Source organism: Plantactinospora mayteni, from assembly GCF_016862935.1.
GTDB lineage: Bacteria > Actinomycetota > Actinomycetes > Mycobacteriales > Micromonosporaceae > Plantactinospora > Plantactinospora mayteni.
This window is the reverse complement of the sequence record NZ_BONX01000044.1, coordinates 193,229-220,210: the sequence shown is the minus strand read 5'-3', so window position 1 is coordinate 220,210 and position 26,982 is coordinate 193,229. Positions and strand designations below refer to the sequence as shown.

Below are 26,982 nucleotides of genomic sequence, written 5' to 3'. Positions count from 1 at the left end.
GAGGCGACCGCGTATCCCGTCCGCCTCAGTCGAAGAACCGGGCCAGGTGGCTGGGCTCCGGGCCGGGGTCGTCCGGGCCGAGCGGGGTGAGGTCGGCGAAGATCGACGCGCCGTCGCAGCCGGCGTGCAGGGGGTACCACCGGGGCGCACCGGGATGGCGGTGGCACATGTGCTTGACCGTCTGCACGTCGAGCAGGCGTACGTGGGTCGGGTCGGCGACCGCGTTGACATGTCCCCACCAGGGGCTCATCACGTGCAGTACGCCACCGGGCCGGAGTACCCGGTGGCACTCGTCGACCAGGGTCAGGAAGTCGATCAGGTGCTCCAGGATGTGCACCGTGAAGATCACGTCGACCGAGTCGCCGGCCAGCGGCAGCGGGCCGGAGAGGTCGGCCTGGGCGTCCACCCCCGGTGCCACCCGCAGGTCGAGGCCGAGGTTGCCGGGGTACTGCTTGGCGGCGCCGCAGCCGAGATCCATCACCACTGGGTCCCGCCCGCCGACCCGTACCCGGGACCAGACCGCCAGTACGCCGTCGAGCCGGCCGACGAGTCGCCGTACCAGCGCCAGTTCGTCCCGGTCGGCCACGTCGCCGGTCAGGTGCGCGACGCCGCGGTCGAACCGTACGTCCACCGCCGTGCCGCGCAGCCGGTCGTCGTGCTTGACGAGGTCGGCGTACGCCATGCCGAGGAACTCGTCGATCGCCCGCAACCGATCGCCGGAGGGCGCTCTGTGCAGTTGCGCGACCATCGCCACCTCCCGGGCCGGGGCTACCCGGAATGCTCCGGTCTACGCCTCGCCCGGCCCGCTTCCCCGATCGGTGGGGCCGCGAGGGGTCAGCCGGTGGTGGGGCCGAGGGGTCAGCCGGTGGTGACGCGCCGGCCGGCCCGCCCCAGGTTGCGCAGTCTCGGCCGGGACGTGACCGCCCGGAGTACCCGTTTCAGGTGGTAGCGGTGCAGTTCGGCGCTGCCCTGCTGGCTGCCGTCCTCGGTCACCGAGACCAGCTCCCAACCCTGGGCGCCGGCCCGGTTGAGGTGGGCGAGCGCGGTGTCCCCGTACGGAGACACGTCGAGCACGGCACCGTCCGGGCCGTACCAGGTGTAGGCGAGTTCCCAGCCGGTCTCGTCCAGCCGGGGCTGGCGCCGGCGTACCAACAGGGCGTACTCCCATCTGAGCATGGCGTAGTCCTTGCCCAGTCGGGCGCCGGAGGAAACAGCCGTCGACGGGGCCGGCCGCTGTCAGGACTCGGTGACCCGGCCCGCGTCGACCCGGACGCGCCGGGTGGCCCGGAGCGTCTCCAGCATCCGGCGGTCGTGGGTGACCAGCAACAGCGTTCCCGGGTACGACTCCAGCGCCGATTCGAGCTGCTCGATCGCCGGCAGGTCGAGGTGGTTGGTCGGCTCGTCCAGGACCAGCAGGTTCACGCCCCGGGCCTGGAGCAGGGCCAGTGCCGCCCGGGTCCGCTCACCCGGCGAGAGACTGTCGGCGGGCCGCAGTACGTGCACCGCGCGCAGCCCGAACTTGGCCAGCAGGGTACGCACGTCGGCCGGCGCCAGCTCCGGTACGGCCGCGCCGAAGGCGTCCAGCAGGGGCTGGCCGCCGACGAAGAGTCCCCGGGCCTGGTCGACCTCGCCGACGACCACGCCCGGGCCGAGCGAGGCGTGTCCGGCGTCCAGCGGCAGCCGGCCGAGCAGGGCCGCCAGCAGCGTCGACTTGCCCGAGCCGTTGGCACCGGTGATCACCACCCGGTCGGCCCAGTCCACCTGGAGGTCGACCGGGCCGAGGGTGAAGTCGCCGCGCCGGACGACCGCGCCGCGCAGCGCGGCCACCACCGCACCGGCCCGGGGCGCGGCGGCGATCTCCATCTTGAGCTGCCACTCCTTGCGCGGCTCCTCGACCACGTCCAGCCGTTCGATCAGCCGCTCGGTCTGCCGGGCCTTGGCCGCCTGCTTCTCGGTCGCCTCGGCCCGGAACTTCCGGCCGATCTTGTCGTTGTCGGTCGCCTTCCGCCGGGCGTTCTTGACGCCCTTCTCCATCCAGGCCCGCTGGGACCGCGCCCGGGCCTCCAGCGAGGCGCGGGTGTCGGAGTATTCCTCGTAGTCGGCGCGAGCGTGCCGGCGGGCCACCTCGCGCTCCTCCAGGTAGGCCGCGTAGCCGCCGCCGTAGTGCCGCACCTGCTGCTGGTGCAGGTCGAGTTCGAGCACCCGGGTCACCGTCCGGGTCAGGAACTCGCGGTCGTGGCTGACCAGCACCGTGCCGGCGCGCAGCCCGGTGACGAACTCCTCCAGCCGGTCCAGCCCGGCCAGGTCGAGATCGTTGGTCGGCTCGTCGAGCAGGAAGATGTCGTAGCGGCTGAGGAGCAGCGACGCCAGCCCGGCCCGGGCCGCCTGGCCGCCGGAGAGCGCGGTCATCGGCTGTGCCAGGTCGACCGCGAGGCCGAGTTCGGCGGCGAGCTGCTCGGCCCGCTCGTCCAGGTCGGCACCGCCGAGCCCGAGCCAGCGTTCGAGAGCGGTCGCGTACCGGTCGTCGGCTCCGGTGGCGCCGCCGGTCAGCGCCTCGGTCGCGGCGTCGAGTTCGGCCTGCGCGGCGGTCACCCCGGTGCGCCGGCCGAGGAAGGCCCGGACCGTCTCGCCCGGCCGCCGGTCGGGCTCCTGCGGCAGGTGGCCGACGGCCGCCGACGGCGGGTTGAGGGCCAGGGTGCCGTGTTCGAGCGGCTGCAAACCGGCCAGGGTACGCAGCAGCGTGGACTTGCCCGCGCCGTTGACCCCGACGACCCCGATCACGTCACCGGGGGCGACGACGAGTTCGAGGTCGGCGAAGAGGACCCGGTCCCCGTGGCCGGCGGCGATGTCCTTGGCGATCAGTGTGGCGCTCATGAGGCTTCAGATGCTATCCGCCCGCCCGGGTGCGGCCCGGCGGTGGAGGGGCAGACTGACCCCTGTGATGACCACGTTGGCGATCGACTGCGGCGGCGGCGGGATCAAGGCGTCCGTACTCGACGACGCCGGCACGATGCGCGCCCGGCCGCTGCGGGTGCCGACCCCGTACCCCTTGCCGACCGCGCTCTTCGTCAAGACGCTGATCGATCTCAGCGGCCGGCTGCCGGCGGCCGACCGGGTCACAGTGGGGATGCCCGGGATGCTCCGGCACGGCGTCGTGGTGGCCACCCCGCACTACGTCACCCGGGCCGGGCCGCGCACCAGGCCGGATCCGGACCTGGTCGCCGAGTGGTCGGGCTTCGACGCGCGCAGCGCGCTCACCGACGCGTTCGGGCTGCCGACGCTGGTGCTCAACGACGCCGAGGTGCACGGTGCCGGGGTGGTCGCCGGGACCGGCCTGGAGCTGGTGCTCACCCTCGGCACCGGGCTCGGGTGCGCGCTCTTCGACGGCGGGCTGCTCGCCCCGCACCTGGAGCTGTCGCAGGCGCCGGTCCGGTGGGGGATGAGTTACGACACCTACATCGGCGAGCACGAGCGGCGCCGGCTCGGCGACGCGTTCTGGTCGCGCCGGGTCCGGGGGGTGGTGGACGGGCTGCGCCCGGTCTTCCTCTGGGACCGGCTCTACCTGGGCGGCGGGAACTCGCGGCTGGTCCGCCCGGAGCAGGTGGCCCGGATGGGCGACGACGTGGTGGTGGTACCGAACAGCGCCGGCATCCTCGGCGGGGTACGCGCCTGGGAACTGCGCCCCCGCCGCGCCTGACCACCCCCTCCACCCCGCCACCCCTCCGCCGCCTGACCTGGACACGGTGGGCGTTATCCGACAGCGGTAGCGCATCTGGTGTCCAGGTCGGCGGCGGCAGCGTCGGTGGTGATCCGTCGATTGGAACAGTCGCGGTAGTGGCAGTGTTGTGCCAGCGTCGAGGGGAAGTAGTCGCGACAACGAGGAGGTGGGTCTAGTGGATCTTCTGGCCGAGTACCGGCGGGCGACCATGTACTTCGAGACCGGGGACCCGTCCGGAGCTGCCCGGTTGCTGGAGCCCATCGTCGAGGCCGAGCCCGACAATGCCTCCGTACGGCAGTTGCTCGCCCGCGCGTACTTCCAGTCGGCCCAGCTCGCCCGGGCCGAGGAGCACCTGCGCACGCTGGTGCAGCGCGACCCGAGCGACCACTACGCGCACCACGTACTGGGCCGCACCCTGGAGCGGGTCGGCCGCCCGGAGGAAGCCCTCCGGCACCTCCGGATCGCCGCCGCCATGTACGCGGAGAACGACGACTACCGGATCGCCCTGGAACGCGTCGAGACCCGGGTCGGCGGTCGGCGGTGACGGCCATCCCGCCGTTGCGCCTACGATCGGCTGCCATGGACGCTGCCCGGCCGGTGACCCGCCGATGAAGCTCAAGCTCGATCTGCACGACATCTTCAACCGTGGCCACGACATCGACCGGGCGCTGCGCGGGATCATGGACGAGGCGGTGGCCAAGAAGGCGACCATGGTCGAGATCATCCCGGGCAAGGGGTCGGGGCAGCTCAAGAAGCGGGTACTGCGGTTCCTCGACCAGAAGGAGATCAAACAGCTCTACCACCGGGTCGAGAAGGACTCCAAGAACTTCGGCCGGCTGTTCGTACACTTCCGCTGGAAATAACCCTGGCAGGTCCGCGACTTGCCGGGCTGTTTCACATGCGGCCCCCTGACCTGCGGTTTAGCTACTCAACCGGATCGGCCGTGTCGGTGTTCCTCGGGATGGTGTCATCTGTGCCTCCTCCTGTAGCTAGGTGGCGTGGGTGATGTCGCTTGCTGCCCGGAGGATCAGGCGGCGCGCGTCCTCGCCGACCGCCGCCTGCTCCCACAGCCGATCAACCACCCTGGCGTGCGCGTCGGCGTCATCGCCGCGATAGGTGATCTCACCGAGGAAGGTTTCGACGATCGCCAGGTCGTCATACAACTGGACGGCATGCTGGGGTGCGGTGGTCAGCGGCACACCCATCGGGACGATGCCGAACCGGATGTTGGGCAACCCGACGACCGTTTGAAGCCGGTCGAGCTGTCCGCGCATGACGTCCGGCGGGCAGAGCAACCACCGAAGCACGGGCTCGGCCAGCAGGAACTCGAACTGCTTCGTGGTGTCGTACAGGTATGCCTGGCGCTGCATCCTGGCTGCCACGGCCTCGTCGACGTCGGCGACGGCGAGATCGTGCAGGTCGACCATCTCGCTGAGCACGCGACGGGCGTACTCGGCGGTCTGGAGCAGCCCCGGCATGTAGACGGTCTCGAAGTGCCTGACCAGCCGGGCGTTCCGGACAAGTTCGTTGTAGCTGGTCTGCACGGCGACCTGACCGCGCCGCATCCGACGCTTCCAATCGTGGCGGGCGGTTTGCGCTTCGCCGAGCAGGCGGATGAGGTCATCCGCTTCGGCCTCGGCGTTGCAAGCCGAAGCCCAGGCAGCGAGGTCGACCGCCGTCGGCATCTGCTTGCCGTTCTCGATGCGGGACACCTTCGACGGCTGCCACCGGGCACGCTCCGCCAGCTCCTTGCCGGACAGGCCCGCCCGCGTACGCAGGGCACGCAGGCGGGCCGCCAGTCCGTCAGGCTGGGTCAGCCACTCTTCGATCGGGTTCACCTGACTCCTCAAGCAGCGGCGCTCGGGTCTGGGTCCGGGGTGCTGCGCCGAACCGCCAGATCCCACCACACCTGCGCCTGCGCCACGATCAGAGGATCGGCCACCAACTCGTTGCGGGTCCGATGGCCGTCACCGTCGAACATCATCATGATCAGTAGCTCGGAGTCCAGAAGCCACCAGTCGACGTCCCCGGCGGCTGGAAGCAGGCCGATGGCGTGCGCCTGACTCCGAGTCATGTACCGGATCGTCTCACCGGCCGCTGTGTTCCACCGGCCGGCCCACCGCTCCCACCGCTGGTAGTCGGTGGGCAGGTCCTCATGAACGCGCACCCGCTCGACGTGCTTGCCGGCCACAGTCAGCTCGGCGATCTGCTCGAACCACGAGCGCAGCCCTGGCACCTCGGTTGGCGGTTCGGGCTGCCCGTCGACGAACTTCGCCACCGTCGCCTCCTCCTCCGGCTCAAGGTAGACCGGCTGTAGCTCCAACCTGCAGGCGGTACGTGTGAAGGTCCGTAGGTGCTCGGCGAAGTCGACATCAGTGAGCAGGGTGGGCATGTTCAGTCCAACTTCCGGAGCCGATCGAGGACAGCCGCAGGCACGAACACGCCATCCTCGTTCTCGGCGAGGCTGCGGAGCTGGGCGCGGGTGCCGTCATCGAGTTTGATCCCCTGAACTACGTAGCCGCCGTCGGTGCGGTACAGCGCCGGGCATCCGCCACCCCCTGACCCGGGGTCCTTCCACATGAACTCCAACTTGCGCATCGTGATCCTCCTCGCGGTCGCTCTCGTGCAGGGCGACACTGATGCTTCCACCTTGCGCACGTGCCCGCAATTGCCACTTCGAGCTCGGACCATCCAGCAACGATTGCCCCAGGCCCGTTCACCTAGCTCCGACAATTGTGCGCAATTGCTTGACAGCTTACCCGGGCAAGGCGGAGCATCGGTCCAAGGGCACGGCGTGACAACCCGGCGGCAACCGGTATCCGAGTCACGTCCGCCCGGCCGGCCCGGCGTTCCTGTGTCCCAACCCGAGCATCCCGGACCGGCGCCGGATCAGGTTGAGAGTGGCGCTCCGTGACGTAAGGCTCCGGGGCGCCACGGGCCGGAAAGGGCGGCAGTGAACGGAATCTTTACCCAGGCCCAGCAGACTGACGAGCAGGTCGTGGCCGAGCATCTTGCCGGCCACCGGTGTCCGGAGTGCGCGCCCCGGGGCGGCTGCATGCGGATGCTTCAAATCATCCGCCGCCGGCAGGAGCACGCCGACCTCGTTGCGGCCGTCGCCGGCGTCCGTCACGGGCCCGGGCGACTGGTGTGGTGATCCGGCTGTTACGGCGCTGGCTGGCCGTCGAGTGGCCGGTGCCGGTCGAGTGCGCTCTTGCCCGTCTCGTCCTCGGCGCCCACGCGCTGCGGGAGTGTGTCCGGTGCGGGCCGGACGGCTGCCCGCTCTGGTCCTGGGCGACCGAGGTCCACCGCCGGGAGCACGCGGTCCAAGTGCTACTGGGCGGGACACTGCCGGCGGCGGTCACGGCCGGGGATGTCCGGGCGGCGCTGGAGCGGGTCCGGTGAACGGCCAGGAGAGCGCGCCCGGCCTGGCCGTCGACTGGGCGTGGGCGACGATCACCAACCACGCCGAGTCAGGCCACTGCGCTGGCTGTCGGGGCACCTGGTGTCCGACCGCCGAGTGGGCGCTGTGGGTCGTCATCACCGACCGGATCGTGCCCAAGGACCGCCGCCAGCCCGTCACGGTGGTGGCCCGGCAGGTGATGCTGGCGCACTGGCCGCGCACCGTCGACGGATGCCGGCCGTGCGGGTTGCCGGACTGCGGTCGGGTCCAGCTCGCCGGGACGTGGCTGGAGGTCCACGACCCGGGGTGGGTGCCGCCGTCGGTGGCGATCCTGATGCGGTCTGCGCTGCCGACGGACGAAGAGCTGCGCCGGATCACCGGCATGGACTGACTGTCGAGAGGAGACCCGGAATGGTGGTGCATCGGATCCGGCCCGGCAGCAAGCGGACGGACTGCAACGAGCCGGTCAGCAATCTGTCGCCGACGGAGGGACGACAACCGACCCCGCGAAGGTCACCTGCCCGGTGTGTAGGTAGGCCGTACCACATTCGGGGCACGATCAGGCGTTCGTCCACAGGGCGGCCGGTTATCCGCGCGTCCTCCGCCCTCCGCCACAGTTCGAGTACCGCCGGCAGGTCGGCGGCTTCCGCCGCTCGCGGGGTCACGGTCTCGTCGACGCCTTGCAGCCGCTCAGCGACGGTTAAGCACGTAAGCCACGGCTGTGCACCGTAGGGCCGGTGGAAGGAAACCGTAAGGGGCCACCGGCAGGGTGAGGTCATCAGGCGGGCGGCAACGAGGGGCGCCGGCGGAGACCACAGGGAGCAGAGACCATGCGCAAGCTCATCGAGTCGACCTTCGTTTCGCTGGACGGGATCATCGACGACACCCGCCCGTCCAGCGCGTCCCGGGCGGAGCCGCAACACTGGGGCCAGCCGTACTGGGACACCGACCACGCCGGCTACGCCCAGAAGCTGATGGAGTCGGGCGACGCCATGCTGCTGGGCCGGGTGACGTACCAGGGGTTCGCCGAGGCGTGGTCGGCCCGGGCCGGCGACCCGGGCGCCGACGTGATGAACGCGATGCCGAAGTACGTCGCCTCGCGCACCCTGACCGAGACCACCTGGAACGCCACCCTGATCAAGGGTGACGTGGCCGAGGAGGTCGCGAGGCTGAAGGAGCAGCCGGGCAAGAACATCCTGAAGTGGGGCACCGGCGAGCTGGACCGCACGCTGGTGCAGCACGGGCTGGTCGACGAGTTCCACTTCTGGTACTTCCCGGTGATCGTCGGCGCCGGCAAGCACCTCTTCGAGGGTGCCGGATTCGACACCACCCACCTGAAGCTGGCCGACGTCAACCGGTTCGACTCCGGCATAGTCGTGCACGTCTACGTACCCAAGTAGGCCCCGCAGCCAGCGATCAGGCCCGGTCCCCGTACAGCAGGGACTGGGCCTGGTTCGGCGTGAGGCCGCCGCCGTGCGCGAACAGCGCGGCGAAGTCCGGCCCGGCGGCGGCCTGAACCGCCGCCGTGAGCCGATCCAGCTCGGCCCGGTCCGGGTCGGAGAGCTGATGGCCGGACTCCCGCCGGGCCGCATCGGCCGCGCCGAGCAGTTGCCCGGCGAGGTCGGCCCAGCCGGCCTGGCCATCCCGGACCAGCGCGTCGGCCATCCCCGCCAGCGCCGATGCCAGCTCCGGCACCGAATCCTGGTCCCGGGCCACGTCGAACGCCTCCCGGTGCCAGGCCAGCGCCGCTGCCGGAGCGCCCCGTTGCCCGGCCAGCAGACCCAGTTCGGTCAACACCATTCCCAGGTACGGCGGGTGCGCGTCCCCGGTCTGCTGTTGCCGGGCCGAGGCGAGCAGCCAGCGCAGGTGCTCGTCGGCCAGGTCGAGCCGGCCGCCCCGGCGGGCGGCGTACGCCAGTCCGATGGTGGCGAACACCTCTCCGGCCAGTTGCCCCTGCTCGGCGGCGAGCCGCCGCGCCTGCTCGGCGTACTCCAGAGCGTGCGGATAGTCGCCGAGCCGCACCGAGATCCAGCCCAGCCAGGCCAGTTGACCGGCCACATCGGACCAGAGGCCCAGTTCCTCGGCGATCCGTAGCCCCTGCCGGCTCAGTCGGGCCGCCTCGGTCTGGTCGCCGGTCAGGTCCGCGAGGCCGATCAACCAGTCGGTCGCCTGGAGTACTCCCCAGTCGTCACCCAGTTCGGCGAAGAGTTCGGCGCCGCGCCGGGCGTCGGATTCCACCGCGACCGGGTCGGCCCGGATGTGCGCGAGCATCGCCCGGCTGCTCAGTACCGCCGCCTCGCCCCAGCGGTCCCCGGCGGACCGGAACGTCTCCAGTGCCCGCGCCAGCAGCTCACCGGTGGCGGCCAGGTCGCCGAAGTCGATCGTCGAGCTGGCGAGGAACCACTCCGCGCGGGCCTGGCCGAGCGGGTCCGCCACCTTGTCGTACCCGCGCAGCACCTCGGCCGCCAACTCCGGCCCGGCCCGACCCTGCCGGATCGCCAGGCCGGCGTGCCAGGCTTCGGCTGCGGCCCGGACCACGTCCGGCGCCTCTCCGGGTACGGCCAGCGCGCCGGCCAGGGCCCGCCGGGCCTCGCCGAGCCGGCCGCGCAGGAACCTGTACCAGACCAGCGCGCTGGCCAGCCGCAGCGCCGGCTCGGCCGCGCCCTCCCGCCGGTACGTCTCCTGCGCGGCCCGCAGGTTCGCCGCCTCGGCGTCCAGCCGGCGCAGCCACTCCCGTTGCCCGGGCCCACGCAGTTCCGGGTCGGCCCGCTCGGCCATCGCCAGATAGTGATCAGCGTGCCGGCGCCGCACCGCCCCCTCCTCGCCGGCCTCCCGCAGCCGATCCAGGCAGTACGCGGAGACCGACTCCAGCAGCCGGAACCGTGGCCCGTCGCCATCAGTCGGTGCGGTGGCGCGTACCACCAGAGAACGGTCGACCAGCCCGGCCAGCAGATCCAGCACCTCACCAGCCGATATCCCGCCGGACGCCCTGGCGGATATGCCCTCGGACGCCCCGGCCGATATCCCGCCGGATGTCACGGCGGCGGACAGCCCGTCGGGCGTCACGGCTGATATCCCGTCGGGCGTCAGGACCGATATCCCGTCGGGCGTCACGGGCCCGGCGCAGACCGCCTCGGCGGCGGCCAGGGTGCAGCCGCCGGAGTGCGCCGCCAGCCGGCGCAACACCGCCCGTTCGGGCTCGCCGAGCAGTCGCCAACTCCAGTCGATCACGGCGGCCAGGGTGCGCTGCCGGTCCGGTGCGTCGCGCGGGCCGGTGGCGAGCAGCCCGAACCGGTCCTGCGGCACCTGCAACCGGGCCGCCAGTTCGGCCACGCCCAGCACCGGTACCCGGGTCGCGGCCAGCTCCAGCGCCAGCGGGATGCCGTCCAGCCGCCGGCACACCTCGGCCACCCCGGCGATCGTCTCGGGGGTTGCGGCCAACCCGGCCCGGGCCAGGAAGAGGCGTACCGCGGGCGACCGGGCCAGCCGGTCCGGGTCGTCGGTGTCCGGGAGGTCCAGCGGCGGCAGTTCCCAGCGGGCCTCGCCGCGCAGCCGCAGCGGCTCCCGGCTGGTGGCCAGCACCCGCAGCTCGGGTGCGGCCGGCAGCAGCTCGCCGACCAGCCCGGCCAGCGGCTCGACGACGTGCTCGCAGTTGTCCAGTACCAGCAGCATCCGCCGTTCCCCCAGCGCGGTCGCCAGCCGTTCGCCCGGCGACTCCGCGCCGCCGGTACCGTCCGGAATGGAGAGTGCCGAGAGGACCGGCTCGGCCGGGTCGCCCGACCCGTCCCAGGTGGTCAGGTCGACCAGCCAGACCCCGTCCGGGTACGCCTCGACCAGCGCCCGGGCGACCGCGACCGCGACGCTGGTCTTGCCCACCCCGCCCGGCCCGGTCAGCGTGACCAGCCGGCCGGCGGCCAGCAGTTCGCGTACCCGCCGGACGGCGTGGTCGCGGCCGACCAGCTCGGTCACCGGTGCCGGCAGGGTCGCGCCGGCCCGTACCCGCCGCCGGGTCGGTGCGGGCGGGTCCTCGGCCGGATCACCGGCCAGGACCGCCCGGTGCAGCGCCGCCAACTCCGGCCCGGGATCGAGGCCCAGTTCGTCGGCGAGGCTGCGCCGCAACTCCTGGAAGCTGTCCAGCGCCTCGCCGGCCCGGCCGGACCGGTGCAGCGCCCGGATGTGTGCCGCCCGCAGCCGCTCCCGGTACGGATGCCGGGCCACCTGCTCGGCCAGCTCGCCGACGAGTTCACCGTGCTCGCCCAGCTCCAGCCGCGCCTCCGCGTACGCCTCCACGGCGGTCAGTCGCTGTTCCTCCCAGCGGGCCACGGCGGTACGGGCGAACTCCTCGTCGGCGAAGTCGGCCAGCGCGGCACCCCGGCACAGCGCCAGCGCGTCGGCGAGCAGCCCGGCCCGGGTACCCGGATCGTCAGCCGCCTGCGCCTGCCCGACCAGCGCCGCGAAGGTATCCGCGTCGACCGCTTCCGGCCCGGTCCGCAGCTCGTATCCGGGAGGCTGCGAGACGACCAACTCCCGAGCGTCCGGCTCGGCCCCGGCCAGTGCCCGGCGCAGTTGCGAGACCCGTACGTGCAGCGCGGCGGTCGGGTCGGCGGGTGCCGTCGTACCCCAGATGTCCTCGACCAGCCGGTCCACCGAGACCGGGTGACCCCGCGAGATCAGCAGGTCGGCCAGGAGGGCCCGGACCTTGCGGCCGGGGATCGTCACCGGCTCGCCGTGGTCGGTCCAGACGGCCAGCGGCCCCAACACCCCGAATCTCACCGCCCCAGGCTACGGAAGTCGCGGGCCGGCTGCCGTGGCCGGCTGCGGTGGGCGGATTCCGTAGCCGGATTCCGTGGGCCGGAGTGGCGCCAGCCGGTCCTGCCGGTGGTTGGAAATCGCTCGGGGTCCAAGAGCACCTTGCGCGATAGTACGTAGCAAACCGTTCGGTACGTACTTCGGGAGTCCGTGTGTTCCGTCATCCGCTCACCCCGGACGCGACCCTGCGCCCGCTGGAGCCGTGGCAGGCGGCCGAGTTCGCCGCGTACGTCGATCGGGCGCGTCCGCACCTCGCGCCCTGGCTGCCCTGGGCCGAGACGATCGTCGACGAGTCCAGCGCCCGGGCCTGGTTGCAGCGCTACGCCGACCGCCAGGCCGACGACAGCGGTCGCGTCTACGGCATCTGGGTCTCGGATTCACTGGTCGGCGGCACCCTGTTCAGGGTCTTCGACACCCAGTCCGGCCTCTGCGAGGTCGGGGTCTGGCTCGATCCCGCCGTGCAGGGCAGGGGGCTGGTCGGCCGCGCCGTCGAGCACATGGTCGAGTGGGCGTTCCGGGAACGCGGCATGCACCGGGTGGAGTGGCGGGTGGTGCCGACCAACACCCGCAGCATCACCGCCGCCAAGCGGCTGGGCATGACGCGCGACGGCGTACTCCGTGAGGTGTTTCCCTTCCACGGCACCCGGCACGACATCGAGGTGTGGTCCCTGCTGGCCACCGAATGGCGGTCGCCGGAAGCGCCGCCCGCGTGACGAGCCCGGCCGGCCCCGGGCGGAGCGCTCGGGACCGGCCGGCTCGGCGAGCCGTCGGATCAGGAGGTGCAGGTGTTCAGCATGGTCTGCAGCGCGCTCTTCTCCGCCGACTGGAGGTGCAGGCCCCAGTTGTACTTGGTCCGGATCCACATCTTGGCGTAGGTGCAGTGGTAGGCGGTGCGGCTCGGCTTCCAGGTGGACGGGTCCTGGTCGCCCTTGGACTGGTTCACGTTGTCGGTGACGGCGATCAACTGCGGCCCGTTGAGGTCGTTGGCGAAGGACTGCCGGCGGCTGGTCGTCCACGAACTGGCCCCGGAGCGCCACGCTTCGGCCAGCGGCACGATGTGGTCGATGTCGACGTCGGCCGGGTTGGTCCAGGTCGCCCCGTCGTACGGGCTGTACCAGCTTCCCGAGGTCGGATAACAGGAACTGTCCACACTCACCCCGCTGCCGTCGCGCCGCAGCACCGTCTCCCGGGTGTTGCAGGCGCCGCTGATGGTGATCCAGTGCGGGAACAGGTCGCGGCTGTAGCCGGTCATCGAACCCTGGGTCGCGACGGTCAGCGCGTTCAGGTTGGACTGGGCGGTGGCCTTGGACGGGATGCCGGGCGGGGTGGCGCCGGCCGGGGTCGCGACCAGCAGGGACGCGGCGATCGCCGCAGTGGCGGCGGTGACGGTGAGGGTCAGCCGGATACGGCGACGTCGGATCTGCAACACGGATGCCTCCCGAGGCACTTGGGGGTACGGGAGGAATCAACGTAACTGATCATCGTGTCCGGACCGCCACAGTCACGTGACCGGCCATCGACGCGCGCCGTAATGCCGGGCGCCCGGGTGCCTGGTCCGGCCGCTCTCCGGGTACGTCCCGCCGTCGGCTCGTCGGCGCCGTCCCGTCGTCGGCTCGTCGGCGCCGCCCCGGCGTCGGCCCTGGCCGGTCAGGCCGGCTGGCTGGTGGTGGGGGTGGGCTGGCGAGGCGTCGAGTTGCTGGTCCCGTTCTTGGAGACCGCCGGTGCCGCTCCGACGCCGAGCACGGTCAGCGCGGCCAGCAGCAGCGCGATCCACTCGTTCGAGTCCAGTCCACCGAGGATCACCGTGGCCAGCACCTGGAGCACGCTCAGCACCACGGCGACGGCGGTCTTGCCCCAGCGGTACTGCGGAGTCAGCGGCACCAGGTAGACACCGATCGCGGTGGCGGCGGCGATGGCGATCTGCACCGCCTCGGCCGGCTCGATGCGCTGGTCCCCGGAGAGGGCGCCGTACGCGACCGTGAGCGCCGCCCCGGCGACGGCGGCGAGGGCCTTGCCGTACTTGCGGATCATGGGTTTCTCACCGTACCTCTCCGATGGTGGGTCAACCGGACGCGGACCTTACCGGCTGCTGTGGCGCCATGGTGTAACAGCCCGACGCCGCCTGTCAGTCGGATATCTGCGGCCGTACGGTCGGACTTCCTGCCGGGGCGGCACCGGCTCTGCGGCCGGCATTTCCGCGATCCATTCCGGACTGCGGAAACTGCCGAACTGCCGAACTGCCGAACTCCGGACTGCCGAACTCCGGACTCCGGTCAGACCAATTCGCTCAGTGCGAGTACCTCGTCGGCACATCCCCAGGAAAGGGCGAGCCCCGAGCCGCCGTGACCGTAGTTGTGGATGAGGACATTGCCGTCGACCTGATCGCGCTCGATGCGTACGCTCGGCCGGCTCGGACGCAGTCCGACCAGGATGCGCCGGATCTGGGCGGACCGGAGCAGCGGCTCGACGGCGGCGCACCGCTCGATGATCGCCGCTGCCCGGGCGGGGTCCGGGGTGAGGTCCTCCGAGCCGGGCGTCGCGCTGCCGCCGAGTACGACGTGGCTGCCGTGCGGCAGGATGTAGGTCATGTCCTCGTGCTCGGCCCAGTCCTGGAAGAACGTGTCTATTCCCGGGTTGTCGACGACCACCAGTTGGCCCCGGGTGGGAAAGACCTGGTCGTCCGGGACCAGATAACGGGCACCGAGCCCGGTGCAGTTCACCAGTACGCCGGCGGCACCGGCGAGTTCCTTGAAAGAGCTGACCGTGCCGATTTCGATGGCGCCACCCCGGCTGATCAGGCGCTCGGTGAGGTATTCCAGATAGGCCGGCATGTTCACCAGTGGACTGGTGTAACGCCAGCCGCTGACGTAGCCGGGTGGGAGTTCGTCGGCGGGGCAGAGTTCGAAGTCGCTCAGGTCGCGGACGCAGGCCGGCGGCTCCAGCGGAAAGGGTGCCACCTCCAGACCACGCACGAGCCGTACGCCGGACGACGGGTCCTCGGCGATCTTCTCCAGGGTCAGCCGGGTCTGTTCGCTCCAGTGCAGGACGCGCGCGTCGGTCAACTCGTAGGGCCCCCAACTCGCCCCGGCGGACGCGGAGGTGGTGTCCTGCGGCGGCCGGGCGGCTCGGATCCGGACCGAGAGCCCCGCCTCGGCGAGCCGGACCGCGGTGGACAGTCCGATGACGCCCGCGCCGATAACGAGAACGTCGGGCCGTCGGGATGCTGCCATTAGGCCATATTAACGGAGGTCATACCCGTGCAGTGGGCGTCTGCTGCCGGATACCCGGTTGCGGAGGCGCCGGTCGGCACCTCGACACGTCAATTTGGATTCGCCGGCGCCGGCGCCGGCTGGAAATTGCAGCCGTCAATTACCGTCAGTGGCGATACTCCCGGACGCTCGGCCGGTCCAATTCGCGGCGACCAGGGAGTTTCATTCACCCCAACCCTTGGCGACTACTCCAAGTGACCGCAGGGCTTCGTGCGGTGGCGATCTCGGTCTGTTCCGGGTCGACGTGCCGCTCAACCGGCACGCCGCCGGCCGGAGGATGTCGGCCGGAGGATGCTGGTCGGTGGGCCGGTCGTCGGCCGATCGGTCGATCGTCCGGGGTGGACGGAGCCGGGCTGTCCCGCTTCGGCGGGATATATCGTCGCCATCCGTCCGCCATCCGTCGCCGCGTTGCCGAGCGGCCGGTTGACAGGTCGGAAACTCGATGTCAATCTCCCGGTATTCCCGGACTGGGAGCGCTTCCATAGATCTCGGTTCACGTCGTACCACCCCTGCCCGGCGGTACCGGCCACCCGGTCACCGCGCCCACCGGAAGGAATGACGTGCTCAGACCCCGCTCGCCGCGTACCGTCCCACTCGCCGCCGTCAGCGTCGCGGCGCTGGCCGCCAGTGTGCTGACCGCACCCGTGACCGCCGCGTCCGCCGCCGACGAGGCGCCGGAGCAGATCGTCAACGGCACCTTCGACAACGGCCATGCCCCCTGGTGGGGCACTGGCAACCTCACCCTCGACTCCAGCACCGGCCAGCTCTGCGCCGGGATTCCCGGCGGCACGGTCAATCCGTGGGACGTGATTATCGGGCAGGACAACGTGGCGCTGGTCGCCGGTGAGTCGTACGAGTTCCGGTTCTTCGGCCAGGCCACCCCGAACAAGGTCGGCCGGGCCCTGGTCCAGTTGCCGGTCGACCCGTACACGCAGTATCTGTCGGCCAGTCCCGAGCTGAGCGTCTCCGGCAACGGGTACCGCTACACCTTCACCTCCCCGGTCGACCTGCCGAACGCCCAGGTCGCCTTCCAACTCGGCGGCAGTGTCGAGCCGTGGACGGTCTGCCTGGACGACATCTCGCTGACCGGCGGCGCCGAGCCGGACGTCTACGTCCCGGACACCGGTCCGCGAGTCCGGGTCAACCAGGTCGGCTACCTGCCGAAGGGGCCGAAGAACGCCACCGTGGTCACCGAGGCGACCAGCCCGCTGCCGTTCCAGCTCCGCGACGGTGCCGGCCGGCTCGTCAAGCAGGGCCGGACGACCCCGCGCGGCGTCGACCGCTCCTCCGGGCAGAACGTGCACACCATCGACTTCGGGCACTTCACCCGGCCCGGCACCGGCTACACGCTGACCGCCGACGGCGAGACCAGCCGGCCGTTCGACATCGGCGCCGACTTCTACGAGCAGCTCCGCACCGACGCGCTGAAGTTCTACTACACCCAGCGCAGCGGCACCGAGATCTCCGACGCGCTCCGCCCCGGCTACGGCCGGCCGGCCGGACACGTCGGGGTGGCGCCGAACCAGGGCGACACCTCGGTGCCCTGCCAGCCCGGCGTCTGCGACTACACCCTGGACGTCTCCGGCGGCTGGTACGACGCCGGCGACCACGGCAAGTACGTGGTCAACGGCGGCATCTCGGTGCACCAGCTGATGAGCGAGTACGAGCGCTCCACCCGGGCCGGCACCGGGCAGCCGTGGCGGCTCGGCGACCGGACCCTGAACCTGCCGGAGAGCGGCAACCGGGTGCCGGACATCCTCGACGAGGCGCGCTGGGAGCAGGAGTTCCTGCTCAGCATGCAGGTGCCGGCCGGTAAGCCGCTGGCCGGGATGGCCCACCACAAGATCCACGACGACTCGTGGACCGGCCTGCCGCTGCTGCCGCACCTCGACGAGAAGCGGCGGGAACTGCACCCGCCGTCCACCGCCGCCACCCTCAACCTGGCCGCCACCGCCGCACAGGCGGCCCGGGTCTTCCGGCCGTACGACCGGCGGTTCGCCGACCGCAACCTGGCCGCCGCCAAGACGGCCTGGGCCGCCGCGTTGGCCAACCCCGAGCGGTACGCCGACCCGGCCGACGCCAACGGCGGCGGCGCGTACAACGACGCCGACGTCAGCGACGAGTTCTACTGGGCCGCCGCCGAGCTCTACCTGAGCACCGGGGCGAGGGAGTACCGCGACTTCGTGCTCCGCTCGCCGCACCACACCGGAGACGTCTGGCGGGAGCGCGGAATGGACTGGGGCAACACCGCCGCGCTCGGCCGGCTGCAACTGGCGACGGTGCCGAACAACCTGCCGGACCGTGCCCGGGTACGCGCCTCGGTCGCCCAGGGCGCCGACCGCTACCTGGCCACCCTCACGGCACACCCGTACGGCATCCCGTACGACCCGTCGGACAACCTCTTCGACTGGGGCTCCAACAACCTGATCGTGAACAACGCCATCGTGCTGGCCACCGCGTTCGACCTGACCGGGAAGGACCGCTACCGGGACGGGGTGGCGCAGACGATGGACTACATCTTCGGCCGCAACGCCCTGAACCAGTCGTACGTGACCGGCTACGGCGAGGTGGCCTCGCGCAACCAGCACAGCCGCTGGTATGCCCGCCAGCTCAACCCCGAGCTGCCCAACCCGCCCCGGGGTACCCTCTCCGGCGGCCCGAACTCGGCCATCCAGGACCCGGTCGCCCAGCAGAAGCTGCGCGGCTGCGCGCCGCAGTTCTGCTACATCGACGACATCGAGTCGTGGGCGACGAACGAGCTGACCATCAACTGGAACGCGCCACTGGCCTGGATCGCGGCCTTCGTCGCCGACCAGGACAACGGCGACGCCCGGCACCACCGGCGCTGACGGGACGGCGGCGGCGCCCGGCCGCCGCGCCGGACGATCCAGCGCGTGGACTCCGGCCGGCGGCTGGCCGCCGCCGGCCGGAGACCGGCCCACCGCACCTGGCCCGTTCTAATGCGATGGGCCGTCAGCCGGACATCTCGGATGTCCGGTACCTGGAAGGCGTTCCGGGCGACGATCGTGTTACATCGGATACGTCCGGGCCACCGCGACCAGTTCGGAGCTGTGCGATCCGACCACGCCGACGTCCGGCGGGCGTGGGCGGAAGCCGGGCAGCCCGGCGAGGCCGTCGCTGGCGTCCATCGCCCGCAGCCGTACCGGGCCGGCGCCGGTCGGGCGGAGCCGCAGCTCGATCTCGATACCCTCGGCGGGCGGGGCGTGGAACACCACGCCGAACGGCTCCGGGCCGTCGACCCGGATCTCCCGGCCGGCGACCCGGGCCGAGACGACGACGGCGGTCGCCGGGTCGACGTGCAGCGCGGCGAACCGTACCGGGCGTTGTGGGAGGAGCCGGACGCGCAGCGTACGCACGCCGGACTCGGTGACGTCGGCGAGCGGGTCGAGCCGGGGCGGGGGCAGGGCGGCGGGTTCGGCCGGGCCGGCGCGCAGTTCCTCGTCGCCGAAGACCGGGAAGGTGTCGCCGATCCGGCTGGGACCGTCGACGTACTGGGCGGTCCAGGGCTGTGGATCGGTCTCCTCGCTGAGCCAGCGGGCCGTGCCGGTGTCGGCGTCCAGCGCGTACATCAGGTGGGTCGGCACCGGGTGCGCGGCGTCGAACCGGTCGACCACCAGGCCGGTACCGCTGAAGATCAGGATGCCGAGCAGCGCGGCCAGCGCGGGCAGCGCGCCGCGCCGCCGGGCCCGCAGCGCGGCCATGCCACGCTGTCCGCCGGCCACCGGGTGCAGCAGGTCGACCACGGGCAGCGCGGCGAGCCCGAGCAGCACCGCGAAGAGCGCACCGACTCCGCCCATCGCCATGCCGAGCGCCGGGAAGAGCAGCACGACGGTGGGCAGCAGCACGAGTACTCCGACCGCCGCGCCGGCGGTCACCGCGACCACCGGCCACGGGCCGTCCCGGCGTACGGCCAGGGCCAGCAGTCCGGCCAGCACGCCGGCCAGCGCCGGCAGGATGGTCAGGTACGCCCCGCCGGGGGCGACGACGGCGAGCAGCACCCCGAGTACGGCCAGCCAGCCCAGCCCGCCGACGGCGAGTGCCGCCGGGCCGGTACGTCGGCGGGTCAGCGCGTACCAGCCGAACAGCACCGCCGCGGCGAGCGCCAGCACCGCCAGCCGGTACCACAGTGGACGGTACGGGTCGAGCAGCGTGGCGTAGCCCGGCCGGATCGCGGTGATCCCGACCCAGAGCAGTTGCGCCCCGACCGGCGCGAGCACGATCGGCAGCAGCGCCAGCCCGAACCCGGCGGCGAGTCGCGGCCCCGACGCGCGCCCCCGCCGCCGGACGGCCCAGCCGAGTACCCCGACCCCGGCCAGCGCCAGCAGCGCGAGCGGCAGGGTGAGCCATCCGGGATACCGGGCCAGCCCGCCGGGCAGCGGGAAGTACGTGGCGTCCCCGCTGGCGTCCAGCCGGGTCAGGTCGACCGCGCCGAACTCCCGGGCCAGCCCGAGCGCGTTCGCCCCGTGCTGTTGCAGGCTGCCCCGGTCGACGCTCGCCGGGGTGTCCAGCGGGGTGTGATAGAGCGCGGCGCCGTCGATGTAGGCGGCGTTCAGCCCGGTGAAACCGTGTTCGAGGAAGGCGGTGAAGTCGGTGTCGTTGGGCAGCAGCCGATAGACCTCGACCGCGAACGAGGTACCCACCGGGTACGGCGCGGCCCGGCCGAAGACCTCCACCAGACCGGCGTTGCGCAGCGAGGTCTCGAACATGATCACCGGACCGGTGCTGCCCCGCGCCTCCAGGTTGAGCACCACGCCACCGTCGGCGGCCAGCGGATGGTCGGCGGCGAACGCCGAGGCGCCGCAGAGGCAGGCTTCCTCGGCGTCGGTGAAGACCAGTACGACGTCGTTGCGCGGGCGTTCGCCCTCGGTCAGTGCCCGGGCCACCTCCAGCAGCGCCGAGGTGCCGGCCCCGTCGTCGTTGCCGCCCGGGCCGGTCTGCACCGAGTCGTAGTGGGCGACCAGGAAGACCCGTCCGGTGGGATCGGTGCCGGGGATCCGGGCGACCACGTTGCGTACCCGGGCCAGCGTCGCGCCGCCCGCGCCGCCGCTGAGCTGCCCCGCCTCCTCGGCGACGGTGTCCTGCGACTCCGGAGCCAGACCGAGATCCCGCAGAGTGCTCTCCAGGTGGCTCCGTACCCGCTCCGCGGCCGGACTGCCGGCGGCGTGCGGCTCCGCCGCGATCGTCCGGAGGTGCTGGTACGCCCGCTCCGCGCTGAACTCGTCGGCCGGCGCGTCGAGCCCGGCCGGGTCCGGGGTACCCAGACCGAGCCCGGTGACCACCCCGACGGCCAGCAGCGCGGCCAGGGCCGCCAGCGCGGCCGGCAACCGACGCCGAGGTCGGGCCAGCGCCCGCTCGGAAGCGGGCAGAACTGTCACCGAGGGCTCGATCGCCCGAGGGGCGGCGGAATGCGGTGGATCGGTGTCGGGCGGGCCGGTGCGGGCCGGGTCGTCGGCGGGCGGGTCGGGAGGTGGTGGGTCGGCGGGGGAGTGGTGCTCGGGGGTGGGCACGGGTGCCTCCAGGGGGGTCGGCAGCGACTGCCATCATCGCGGTCGGCCCGTTCCCCGGCCGGCCGGGTCACCCTGCGGACGACCGGTCGCATAGCGTGATACGCATGTCCAGGTACCGAGTGACCGATCCCGTCGCCGTGCTGCGCGACTTCGTCGCCCGGGTCGCGCCGTACGACCCCGAGCCGGATGCCGCGCCGGTCGGCGTCGTCGACGTCCGGTCCGGTGGAGAGGCCGGGACGATTCCGCTCACCCCGCACCTGGCCCGGGCGCTGGCCGAGGCGCTGGCCGGCTATCGGGACCGGGCCGACCGGGGCACCTGCGCGAGTTGCGGGAGCCGTCGGCTGGACGAGAACCTGCACTGCCTCGACTGCGGCCGGCTGCACGGGGTGCTCGGGCAGGTGATCGCAGACCAGGCCGAACAGGTACGCCTGCGGGACCCGGCCGGCTCGGCGGAAGCCCCACGGTGACGCCGGGGCGCCGGGTCGGCGCCACCTCTGTTGTGTGGCAGCGTTGGGTGGTACAGGATCGGCGCGGATTGTCGTCGTGGGCGTGGGCCGGACCCGACCGGACGGGGCACGGAGGGCCGGGTGACGGAACGGCTCGGTCGTGACGGCGAGGAGCGGATCGAGGAGGCGTCGTGACCGGATCGAGGGGAGCGGCCCGGTGACCGGATCGTCCGTCGTACCCGCGCCGGCGTACCCGCACGGCGGGCTCGGGCGGCACGCCAAGCTGCCGCCCCGGGAGCGGCTGCGCGTGCTGCTGATCGAGGACGACGACGCCGACGCCTTCCTGGTCGGCGAACTGCTCGCCGAGACCGGCGACGGCATCGACCTGCTCGTCGCGAACAGTCTGAACGCCGCCCGGTCGCAGGTTTCCGGTGTCGACTGCGTACTGCTCGACCTCGGCCTGCCGGACGCGCAGGGCCTGGACGGGCTCCGCCAGGTACTCGGGATGTCCAGCGGTGCCGCCGTCTGCGTGCTGACCGGCCGCTCAGACGAGCACCTCGGCATCGGCGCGGTCGCCGAGGGCGCCCAGGACTACCTGGTCAAGGGCCAGGTCGACGGGGTGCTGCTGGCCCGGGCCCTGCGCTACGCGGTGGAGCGGAAGCGGGCCGACGAGAACACCCGGCGGCTGCGCGAGGTGGAGCTGCGCCAGGCTGAGTCCGCCCGGTTGGAACGCGGCCTGCTGCCCCAGCCGTTGATCGACACCGACCTGGTGCAGGTGCACCCCTTCTATCGCCCCGGCCGGCACGAGGCGCTGATCGGCGGCGACTTCTACGACGTGGTGCAGACCAGCCCGGACCGGATCGACCTGATCGTCGGCGACGTCTGCGGGCACGGGGTGGACGAGGCCGCGCTCGGCGTCGAACTCCGGGTCGCCTGGCGGGCCCTGGTGCTCGCCGGGGTCCCGGACGAGCAGGTACTGCCGGCGCTGGAGCAGGTGCTGATGAGCGAGCGGTCGGCCCGGGAGATCTTCGCCACCGTCGCCGCCGTCCGGCTGGACCTGGCCGGCAACCGGGCCACCGTACGGCTCGCCGGCCATCCGCCGCCGCTGCTGCTCGCCGGGGGCCGGGTGGTACCGGTGCCGGCGCCGCACGGGCTGCTGCTCGGGGTACGCCCCCGGCCGCCGGTCGCCCACGAGCTGCGCTTCGATACCGAGGACTGGTCGCTGCTGATGTATACGGACGGGCTCATCGAGGGGCGGATCGGCGACGGCGACGAGCGGCTGGACGTATCCGGGCTGAGCAGGCTGGTGGCCGATCCGGACACCCGTCGGGTGGGCCTGCCGGAGCTGCCCGGCTGGCTGGTGGAGCGGGCCGAGGAGTACAACGGCGGTCCGCTCGCCGACGACGTGGCGATGTTGCTGGTCAGCCGGGGGGAGGGGCGGTGAGGGCACCGGTACGGTGGACGCTGCGCCGCCGGGTCACCGCGCTCTGCGTGATCGTCGGCGTGGTGCTCGGCCTGCTGGCGGTCAGCGCCGCGGTGGTCGCCACCAGCAACCGGCAACACCTGGACACCCTGCTCACCAAGACCGGCCCGCTGCGAACCGACGGTCAGGCACTGCTCAGCGCCCTGGTCGACCAGCAGACCGGGGTACGCGGCTACGCCGTCAGCGCCAACGACGCCGACCTCGCGCCGTACCGGGACGGCCAGCAGCGGGAGGCGGCGCTGATCGCCTCGATGGACGCGCTCCTGGACGACCACCCGGAGATCCGCCGCGAGCTGCACGCGGTCCGGGACCACGCCCGGCAGTGGCGGGCGGTGGTGGCCGAGCCGGCGATCGAGCTGACGGTGCGGAGCGGGCCGGAGGTGGCGCAGGCGTACCTGACCGCCCAGACCAACGCCCGCTTCACCGCGTTGCGCGGCGAGGTGGAGGCGTTGCAGCAGTCGCTCCTGGCGTTGCGCAACACCGTCGCGACGAACGCCCGGGCGACCGGCAACGCCCTCGTGCTGCTGTTGATCCTGGCCGCGGTCGTGGTGGTGCTGGCCGGGCTGGCCCTGCTGACCTCGCTGAACCGGCTGGTGATCGGCCCGGTCACCGCGCTGGCCGGGCAGGTGCGGGAGGTGGCCGGCGGGGCCTACCAGCGGGAGATCGAGCAGGTCGGGCCGCCGGAGCTGGCCGGGTTGGCCGGCGACATCGACGGGATGCGCCGCCGGATCGCCGCCGACCTGGCGGAGGTACGGCAGGCCCGGGAACGGATCGAGTGGGTCAACAGCCAACTGGAGAAGCAGGCCGAGGAACTGGTCCGGTCCAACCGCGACCTGGAGCAGTTCGCCTACGTCGCCTCGCACGACCTCCAGGAGCCGCTGCGCAAGGTGGCCAGCTTCTGCCAGCTCCTGCAACGCCGGTACGCGGGCAAGCTCGACGAGCGCGCCGATCAGTACATCGCGTTCGCGGTCGACGGGGCGCAGCGGATGCAGCGGCTGATCAACGACCTGCTGGCGTTCTCCCGGATCGGCCGGCTCACCACCGGCTTCACCGACGTGGACCTGAACGCGGTGATGGCCGAGGTCGCCGGCCAGACCGAGTCCACCCGGCGGTACGTCGGCGGCGAACTCACCTGGTCGGACCTGCCGGTGATCCGGGGCGAGGAGACCCTGCTGGCCAACCTGCTGGCCAACCTGGTGGGCAACTCGCTCAAGTTCCGCCGGCCGGACGTCGCGCCGAAGGTGCACATCTCGGCCCGACGGCTGGGCGACGAGTGGGAGATCAGTTGCCAGGACAACGGGATCGGCATCGAGCCCGAGTTCGCGGACAAGATTTTCGTGATCTTCCAGCGGCTGCACGCCAAGGACGCCTATCCGGGTACCGGCATCGGGCTGGCCATCGTGAAGAAGATCGTCGAATATCACGGCGGCCGGGTCTGGGTGGACCCGGATGCGGTGGCCGAGGGCACGATGATCCGGTTCACCCTGCCCGTACCGCCAGAGTCGCGGGAGCCGGCCGAGCCGTCCGGGGCCACCGGTGCGGAAGGGGCCGGGTCGGTCGTGCCCGCCCCGGCCACCGGGTCGCCGAGCGGGAAGGAGGCCGAGGCCACCGCGCCGGGTGAGTCGGCCCGGCCGGCCGGCGACATGAAGCAGACTGACCTGACGGACGAGTGGATCGACGAGGGGGGCCGATGACGGCACCGGCGGACGGCAAGAGCCCGATCGAGGTGCTGCTGGTCGAGGACGACCCGGGTGACGTGCTGATGACGCAGGAGGCGTTCGAGGAGCACAAGCTGCGCAACCGGCTCACCGTGGTCTCCGACGGCGCGGCGGCCCTGGCGTACCTGCGCCAGGAGGGCGAGTACGCCGACGCCGTACCGCCGGACCTGATCCTGCTCGACCTCAACCTGCCCCGTCGGGACGGCCGGGAGGTGCTGGCCGAGATCAAGCGCGACGAGCAGTTGTGCCGGATCCCGGTGGTGGTGCTGACCACCTCGCAGGCCGACGAGGACATCCTGCGCAGCTACCAACTGCACGCGAACGCGTACGTGACGAAGCCGGTCGACTTCGAGCGCTTCATCTCGGTGGTCCGGCAGATCGACGAGTTCTTCGTCAGCGTCGTGAAGCTTCCGCCGCGTGGCTGACCCCGATTCGCGGCTCGTCGAGGAGGTCGGGGCGCTGCTCCGCCGGGCCGCCGCCGAGGCCATCCTGCCGATGTTCCGGCACCTGGCCGATTCCGACGTCTCGGAGAAGGCTCCGGGCGAGGTGGTGACGGTGGCCGACCGCCGGGCCGAGGAGATCATCACCACCGGGCTGCGCCGGCTCCGGCCGGAATCCGAGGTGGTCGGCGAGGAGGGGGTGGCCGCCGATCCGGAGGTACTCGACCGGCTGGCCGGGCCGGGCGAGGTGTGGTTGGTCGATCCGTTGGACGGTACGGCGAACTTCGCGGCCGGGCGGCAGCCGTTCGCGGTGATGGCGGCGCGGCGGCGACGCGGGCGTACCGAGGCGGCCTGGATCCTCGACCCGATGGCGGACCGCCTGCTGGTGGCCCGGGCCGGGGACGGGGCGTACCGGGACGGGGAGGCGGTACGGACCACCGCCGAGCCGCTCGCGGCCGGGTCGCTGCGCGGCGTGGTGGCGGCCCGGTTCCTGCCGGTGGAACTCCGGGAGCGGGTGGCGGCCGGGGCCGGGCGGATCGGCGCGGTGCTGCCCGGGCAACACTGCGCTGGGCAGGAATATGCGGATATTGTGGATAACCGGCAGCACTTCGCGATCTTCTGGCGGACGCTGCCCTGGGACCACGCGCCGGGAGCGCTGCTGGTCGAGGCTGCCGGCGGAGTGGTCCGGCGGCTCGACGGCACCCCGTACGACCCGGCCGACGGGCGGGCCGGACTGCTGGTCGCCGCCAACGAGTCGATCTGGGACACGGTGCACGCCGTACTCCTGGCCACGCCCTGACCCGCGACAAGCAGCCTCTTTGCCGACAACATAGCCCTTCATGTGATATTGCGGTACGTCAAAGCCGGGCCGACAGGGCGGCCCGCTTCCGGTAGGCTGACCGGCGGTCTCCGCCAGGTGGCGCCGTCGAGGGTGCCGGCGGTGACCGCCGCCGAACGAACCTTTTCCACCTGAACCGCGCGGCGCTCACGTACCGCGTCCGACCTTGCGGCCAGCCGGGCCGTCAGGGGAGGTGGAAAAAGATTCAATGGTCACTGTGGACCCCGCGGGGTCGGCGGCCTACGGAAGGAACGGCTTTCGTGCGCTCAACGGCCATCGCCCGGCTGCACCGCCCACGCCGGTTCACGGCGCTGCTCGTCGCCGCCGCGGTCCTCGTCGGCGCCCCTGTGGCCCTGGTCGGCACGGCCGCCGCTCCGGCGACCGCCGCGCCCAGTTCGCCCGGGGACGAGGGCGGCACCAAGAAGCTCCGGGACGCCCTGGAGGCCGCCTCCAAGGGGCACATCGAGGCGACCACCAAGCTGAACAACTCCAAGAAGCGGCAGCGCCAGCTCGGCACGCAGCTCAAGCAGGTCGAGACCCGGGTCGCCACGCTCACCCAGGAGGTGGGGGTGATCGCTGCCGAGTCCTACCGCCGGGGCCGGCTCACCCCGATCTCGGCCCTGCTGAACAGCGCCTCGCCGGAGTCGTTCGTGGAGCGGGCCGCCGGGCTCGAAGTGATCGCCCAGCGTGACGACCGGAAGCTCCGCGAGCTGGCCGAGTCGCTGGACGAAGCGACCCAGGCGAAGAAGGCGATCGACGCCGAGGTACGCGAGCAGCAGCGCCAGGTCGAGGTGATCGCCCGGAAGAAGAAGGACGCCGAACGCGCCCTGGCCGCCGTCGGCGGCAACCCGTCCGGCGGGCTGATCAGCGCCAACTCGCCGCTGGCCAAGGCCGCCCCGCGCAACTCCGACGGCTCCTGGCCCAACGAGTCCTGTTCCATCAACGACCCGACCACCAGCGGCTGCATCACGCCACGCACCCTGCACGCGCTCAACCAGGCCAAGGCCAACAACTTCAAGCGGTACGTCTCCTGCCACCGCAGCGGCGGCGGGGGTGAGCACCCCAAGGGGCGCGCCTGCGACTTCGCGGCCGCGACCGGCGGGTTCGAGAACGTCGACGCGAGCGGCGGCGACCGCACGTACGGCAACAACCTCGCCGCGTTCTACGTCAAGAACGCCAGCCGGCTCGGGGTGCTCTACGTGATCTGGTACCGGCAGATCTGGATGCCCGGCAACGGGTGGCGGGCCTACAACGGCAACGGTGATCCCGCCTCCGACCACACGAACCACGTTCATCTGTCGATGTTGTAGCCCGGCGCCGGCGGTGGGATGCG

At 72.2% G+C, this 26,982-nt stretch carries 25 protein-coding genes; 14 read left to right on the top strand and 11 right to left on the bottom strand.

All coding sequences use genetic code 11. The features are described 5' to 3' along the window. Positions 1-25: 25 nt before the first annotated feature. The 3 genes from Pma05_RS29635 to Pma05_RS29625 form a co-directional block, all read right to left on the bottom strand. Positions 26-748, bottom strand: a complete 723-nt coding sequence (locus Pma05_RS29635) for a methyltransferase domain-containing protein (protein WP_203860761.1) — start codon at positions 746-748, stop codon at positions 26-28. A gap of 110 nt (positions 749-858) precedes the next feature. Then, on the bottom strand, positions 859-1,176 hold the full coding sequence (locus tag Pma05_RS29630) for a hypothetical protein (RefSeq protein WP_203860760.1): 318 nt from the start codon (positions 1,174-1,176) through the stop codon (positions 859-861). Positions 1,177-1,236: 60 nt separating this feature from the next. Beyond that, on the bottom strand, positions 1,237-2,874 hold the full coding sequence (locus Pma05_RS29625) for an ABC-F family ATP-binding cassette domain-containing protein (RefSeq protein WP_203860759.1): 1,638 nt from the start codon (positions 2,872-2,874) through the stop codon (positions 1,237-1,239). Between the two features lie 64 nt (positions 2,875-2,938). Here Pma05_RS29625 and Pma05_RS29620 point away from each other — a divergent pair, with 64 nt between their 5' ends. From Pma05_RS29620 to Pma05_RS29610, 3 genes are all read left to right on the top strand, one after another. Next, positions 2,939-3,697: an ROK family protein gene (locus tag Pma05_RS29620; RefSeq protein ID WP_203860758.1), complete on the top strand. Its 759-nt coding sequence runs from the start codon at positions 2,939-2,941 to the stop codon at positions 3,695-3,697. A gap of 196 nt (positions 3,698-3,893) precedes the next feature. Next, a complete protein-coding gene (locus Pma05_RS29615) occupies positions 3,894-4,262 on the top strand; it encodes a tetratricopeptide repeat protein (RefSeq protein WP_203860757.1) in 369 nt (122 codons plus the stop codon). 64 nt (positions 4,263-4,326) lie between these two features. Next, on the top strand, positions 4,327-4,581 hold the full coding sequence (locus tag Pma05_RS29610; protein ID WP_130461848.1) for a Smr/MutS family protein: 255 nt from the start codon (positions 4,327-4,329) through the stop codon (positions 4,579-4,581). 126 nt (positions 4,582-4,707) lie between these two features. Here Pma05_RS29610 and Pma05_RS29605 read toward each other — a convergent pair whose 3' ends face one another. Genes Pma05_RS29605 through Pma05_RS29595 form a run of 3 tightly spaced genes read right to left on the bottom strand, consistent with a single transcriptional unit; the run spans position 4,708 to position 6,316 of the window. After that, positions 4,708-5,556, bottom strand: coding sequence for a helix-turn-helix domain-containing protein (locus Pma05_RS29605; protein WP_203860756.1), 849 nt, complete (start codon positions 5,554-5,556; stop codon positions 4,708-4,710). A gap of 8 nt (positions 5,557-5,564) precedes the next feature. Further along, a complete protein-coding gene (locus tag Pma05_RS29600; protein ID WP_203860755.1) occupies positions 5,565-6,110 on the bottom strand; it encodes a DUF6879 family protein in 546 nt (181 codons plus the stop codon). A gap of 2 nt (positions 6,111-6,112) precedes the next feature. Next, positions 6,113-6,316 carry a lipid A biosynthesis lauroyl acyltransferase gene (locus Pma05_RS29595; RefSeq protein ID WP_203860754.1) on the bottom strand — a complete coding sequence of 68 codons (204 nt, stop codon included), beginning with the start codon at positions 6,314-6,316 and terminating at the stop codon, positions 6,113-6,115. A 552-nt stretch (positions 6,317-6,868) separates the two neighbouring features. Here Pma05_RS29595 and Pma05_RS29590 point away from each other — a divergent pair. From Pma05_RS29590 to Pma05_RS29580, 3 genes are all read left to right on the top strand, one after another. Beyond that, the gene (locus Pma05_RS29590) at positions 6,869-7,120 is read left to right on the top strand and encodes a hypothetical protein (protein ID WP_203860753.1); all 252 of its coding nucleotides are present in this window, start codon (positions 6,869-6,871) and stop codon (positions 7,118-7,120) included. Next, complete coding sequence (locus tag Pma05_RS29585; RefSeq protein WP_203860752.1) at positions 7,117-7,509, top strand: hypothetical protein; 393 nt, start codon at positions 7,117-7,119, stop codon at positions 7,507-7,509. Before Pma05_RS29590 ends, Pma05_RS29585 begins: the two co-directional genes overlap by 4 nt. Before the next feature lie 439 nt (positions 7,510-7,948). Next, the gene (locus Pma05_RS29580; RefSeq protein ID WP_203860751.1) at positions 7,949-8,518 is read left to right on the top strand and encodes a dihydrofolate reductase family protein; all 570 of its coding nucleotides are present in this window, start codon (positions 7,949-7,951) and stop codon (positions 8,516-8,518) included. Positions 8,519-8,534: 16 nt separating this feature from the next. On the opposite strand, the gene Pma05_RS29575 is transcribed toward Pma05_RS29580, so the two are convergent. Beyond that, entirely contained in the window at positions 8,535-11,891 is a 3,357-nt protein-coding gene (locus Pma05_RS29575; protein WP_203860750.1) for an AfsR/SARP family transcriptional regulator, read from the bottom strand. A gap of 188 nt (positions 11,892-12,079) precedes the next feature. On the opposite strand from Pma05_RS29575, the gene Pma05_RS29570 reads away from it, so the two are divergent. Next, entirely contained in the window at positions 12,080-12,640 is a 561-nt protein-coding gene (locus Pma05_RS29570) for a GNAT family N-acetyltransferase (RefSeq protein WP_203860749.1), read from the top strand. A 59-nt stretch (positions 12,641-12,699) separates the two neighbouring features. On the opposite strand, the gene Pma05_RS29565 is transcribed toward Pma05_RS29570, so the two are convergent. The 3 genes from Pma05_RS29565 to Pma05_RS29555 form a co-directional block, all read right to left on the bottom strand. Next, complete coding sequence (locus Pma05_RS29565; protein WP_372441576.1) at positions 12,700-13,293, bottom strand: HNH endonuclease family protein; 594 nt, start codon at positions 13,291-13,293, stop codon at positions 12,700-12,702. 281 nt (positions 13,294-13,574) lie between these two features. Then, complete coding sequence (locus Pma05_RS29560; RefSeq protein ID WP_203860747.1) at positions 13,575-13,958, bottom strand: hypothetical protein; 384 nt, start codon at positions 13,956-13,958, stop codon at positions 13,575-13,577. Between the two features lie 242 nt (positions 13,959-14,200). After that, complete coding sequence (locus Pma05_RS29555; protein ID WP_203860746.1) at positions 14,201-15,157, bottom strand: FAD-dependent oxidoreductase; 957 nt, start codon at positions 15,155-15,157, stop codon at positions 14,201-14,203. Positions 15,158-15,756: 599 nt separating this feature from the next. On the opposite strand from Pma05_RS29555, the gene Pma05_RS29550 reads away from it, so the two are divergent. Next, entirely contained in the window at positions 15,757-18,045 is a 2,289-nt protein-coding gene (locus Pma05_RS29550; protein ID WP_203860745.1) for a glycoside hydrolase family 9 protein, read from the top strand. 180 nt (positions 18,046-18,225) lie between these two features. Here the strand turns inward: Pma05_RS29550 and Pma05_RS29545 are convergent, their stop codons facing one another. Beyond that, a complete protein-coding gene (locus Pma05_RS29545) occupies positions 18,226-20,592 on the bottom strand; it encodes a M28 family peptidase (protein WP_203860813.1) in 2,367 nt (788 codons plus the stop codon). Positions 20,593-20,828: 236 nt separating this feature from the next. Here Pma05_RS29545 and Pma05_RS29540 point away from each other — a divergent pair, with 236 nt between their 5' ends. The 6 genes from Pma05_RS29540 (at position 20,829) to Pma05_RS29515 (ending at position 26,959) form a co-directional block, all read left to right on the top strand. After that, on the top strand, positions 20,829-21,191 hold the full coding sequence (locus tag Pma05_RS29540) for a hypothetical protein (protein ID WP_203860744.1): 363 nt from the start codon (positions 20,829-20,831) through the stop codon (positions 21,189-21,191). A gap of 196 nt (positions 21,192-21,387) precedes the next feature. Next, positions 21,388-22,614 carry a PP2C family protein-serine/threonine phosphatase gene (locus Pma05_RS29535; protein ID WP_203860743.1) on the top strand — a complete coding sequence of 409 codons (1,227 nt, stop codon included), beginning with the start codon at positions 21,388-21,390 and terminating at the stop codon, positions 22,612-22,614. Continuing rightward, on the top strand, positions 22,611-24,347 hold the full coding sequence (locus tag Pma05_RS29530) for a sensor histidine kinase (protein ID WP_203860742.1): 1,737 nt from the start codon (positions 22,611-22,613) through the stop codon (positions 24,345-24,347). Before Pma05_RS29535 ends, Pma05_RS29530 begins: the two co-directional genes overlap by 4 nt. After that, on the top strand, positions 24,344-24,796 hold the full coding sequence (locus tag Pma05_RS29525) for a response regulator (protein WP_101368257.1): 453 nt from the start codon (positions 24,344-24,346) through the stop codon (positions 24,794-24,796). Before Pma05_RS29530 ends, Pma05_RS29525 begins: the two co-directional genes overlap by 4 nt. Continuing rightward, positions 24,789-25,610, top strand: a complete 822-nt coding sequence (locus tag Pma05_RS29520; RefSeq protein WP_203860741.1) for an inositol monophosphatase family protein — start codon at positions 24,789-24,791, stop codon at positions 25,608-25,610. Before Pma05_RS29525 ends, Pma05_RS29520 begins: the two co-directional genes overlap by 8 nt. Positions 25,611-25,924: 314 nt before the next feature. Further along, positions 25,925-26,959 carry a coiled-coil domain-containing protein gene (locus Pma05_RS29515; protein WP_203860812.1) on the top strand — a complete coding sequence of 345 codons (1,035 nt, stop codon included), beginning with the start codon at positions 25,925-25,927 and terminating at the stop codon, positions 26,957-26,959. The last annotated feature ends 23 nt before the right edge of the window (positions 26,960-26,982 follow it).

What these genes read in the sequence shown, in the direction of transcription:
- Pma05_RS29635 (WP_203860761.1), bottom strand. Translation starts at nt 748, where the DNA reads ATGGTCGCGCAACTGCACAGAGCGCCCTCCGGCGATCGGTTGCGGGCG.
- Pma05_RS29630 (WP_203860760.1), bottom strand. Translation starts at nt 1,176, where the DNA reads ATGCTCAGATGGGAGTACGCCCTGTTGGTACGCCGGCGCCAGCCCCGG.
- Pma05_RS29625 (WP_203860759.1), bottom strand. Translation starts at nt 2,874, where the DNA reads ATGAGCGCCACACTGATCGCCAAGGACATCGCCGCCGGCCACGGGGAC.
- Pma05_RS29610 (WP_130461848.1), top strand. Translation starts at nt 4,327, where the DNA reads ATGAAGCTCAAGCTCGATCTGCACGACATCTTCAACCGTGGCCACGAC.
- Pma05_RS29600 (WP_203860755.1), bottom strand. Translation starts at nt 6,110, where the DNA reads ATGCCCACCCTGCTCACTGATGTCGACTTCGCCGAGCACCTACGGACC.
- Pma05_RS29595 (WP_203860754.1), bottom strand. Translation starts at nt 6,316, where the DNA reads ATGCGCAAGTTGGAGTTCATGTGGAAGGACCCCGGGTCAGGGGGTGGC.
- Pma05_RS29580 (WP_203860751.1), top strand. Translation starts at nt 7,949, where the DNA reads ATGCGCAAGCTCATCGAGTCGACCTTCGTTTCGCTGGACGGGATCATC.
- Pma05_RS29560 (WP_203860747.1), bottom strand. Translation starts at nt 13,958, where the DNA reads ATGATCCGCAAGTACGGCAAGGCCCTCGCCGCCGTCGCCGGGGCGGCG.
- Pma05_RS29555 (WP_203860746.1), bottom strand. Translation starts at nt 15,157, where the DNA reads ATGGCAGCATCCCGACGGCCCGACGTTCTCGTTATCGGCGCGGGCGTC.
- Pma05_RS29540 (WP_203860744.1), top strand. Translation starts at nt 20,829, where the DNA reads ATGTCCAGGTACCGAGTGACCGATCCCGTCGCCGTGCTGCGCGACTTC.
- Pma05_RS29525 (WP_101368257.1), top strand. Translation starts at nt 24,344, where the DNA reads ATGACGGCACCGGCGGACGGCAAGAGCCCGATCGAGGTGCTGCTGGTC.